A 283-nucleotide genomic window follows, 5' to 3' on the forward strand; every position below is an offset into this window, starting at 1 on the left:
AAGCTTCTTTCGATGGTGTTGGTTAAAATATGCAAATCGCTATCCAGCGCCCGATAGATCAGGTGACGCATGCCAAGAAAAATGCCGTAGCTGAAAATGATCAGGATAAAAAAAGTAACCAGAAAATACCAGATTGTCAATCGGATGCGTATTTTCATTCTTCGTCCTTTATCATATACCCGACGCCATGCATGGTCTGGATCAATTTCTTTTCGCCATGATCGCCCAGTTTCTTCCGCAAATTTTTAACGTGCACATCGACAAAATTGGTCATGGTGAACAG

1 protein-coding gene is annotated in these 283 nt (G+C 41.7%); it reads right to left on the reverse strand.

The window, feature by feature from the left end; genetic code table 11:
• Positions 1-154 precede the first annotated feature (154 nt).
• Positions 155-274 (reverse strand): winged helix-turn-helix domain-containing protein, encoded by a 120-nt coding sequence (locus MD536_RS22255; RefSeq protein WP_369075825.1) that lies wholly within the window; start codon positions 272-274, stop codon positions 155-157.
• Positions 275-283: the final 9 nt, after the last annotated feature.

Origin of the sequence: Flavihumibacter cheonanensis, from assembly GCF_022352215.1 — a bacterium.
Classification (GTDB): Bacteria; Bacteroidota; Bacteroidia; order Chitinophagales; family Chitinophagaceae; genus Flavihumibacter; species Flavihumibacter cheonanensis.